This is a genomic window from Rhodococcus sp. O3, assembly GCF_048897285.1.
GTDB lineage: Bacteria > Actinomycetota > Actinomycetes > Mycobacteriales > Mycobacteriaceae > Rhodococcus.
The window spans coordinates 1-528 of the sequence record NZ_JBMBTE010000322.1; the positions used below are offsets into that span (position 1 = coordinate 1).

Here is a 528-nt window from a genome sequence, read left to right on the forward strand (position 1 = left end):
GGCACTGCGGCTCGGGGTGAAGATGGCCGGCGCGATCGAGTCGGCGCACCGGCTCGGGATCGTGCACCGCGACGTCAAACCCGCGAACATTCTGCTCACCGACTACGACGAGCCCCAGCTGGCCGACTTCGGTATCGCGCAGATCGCCGGTGGTTTCCGCACCGCCACCGGCACCGTGACCGGGTCGCCGGCCTACACCGCGCCGGAGGTGCTGGCCGGGGATCCACCCGTCCCGGCGGCCGACGTCTACGGCCTCGGTGCCACCGTGTTCAGCGCGCTGACCGGCCACGCCGCGTTCGAACGGCTCAGCGGGGAGCAGGTGGTCGCGCAGTTCCTGCGGATCACCACGCAACCGGTACCCGACCTGCGGGAACACGGGATCCCCGAGGACGTGGCCGAGGCGATCGCGCGGGCGATGGCCCGGACCCCGGACCGGCGTCCGGCCACCGCCGCCGAGTTCGGTGAGGAGCTGCGGCTGCTGCAGCGCCGCCACGGTTTCCCGGTCGACGAGATGGCACTGCCCACCGA

At 72.5% G+C, this 528-nt stretch carries 1 protein-coding gene; it reads left to right on the forward strand.

Annotated features, from left to right (window positions below; all coding sequences use genetic code 11):
* A partial coding sequence (locus ACN675_RS29240; protein ID WP_420754130.1) for a serine/threonine-protein kinase occupies positions 1-528 on the forward strand: 528 nt, incomplete at both ends.